The 216-nt window shown below is 61.1% G+C and carries 1 protein-coding gene; it reads right to left on the bottom strand.

The features are described 5' to 3' along the window. Positions 1 to 216, bottom strand: a 216-nt coding sequence (locus tag C5P05_RS19085; protein WP_232834579.1) for a hypothetical protein, incomplete at both ends; no start/stop codon positions are given.

The raw sequence follows: 216 nt of genomic DNA, 5'->3' as shown, positions 1-216 counted from the left end.
GTCGAGCTTGAGATGCGAGCTGGCATCAACGTTGGTCACCGTCGGGCCGACCTGGGCGACGGTGGTTGGGCTGAAGATGCCGCCACCGACAACGTTGGCCGAGTTGCCGCCAACAGCAGCGATGGCATGGCCACCACGGACAGACGACATCGCAGCGCGGTCGAGTTCCTTGCGGGCGGACAGGTCTTGAATGATCAGATTGGATTTCATGGTGTA

This window comes from Rhodoferax ferrireducens, assembly GCF_003347515.1.
Lineage (GTDB): Bacteria > Pseudomonadota > Gammaproteobacteria > Burkholderiales > Burkholderiaceae_C > Rhodoferax.
The sequence above is the reverse complement of the archived record's forward strand: the minus strand, read 5'-3'. Positions and strand labels throughout refer to the sequence as shown.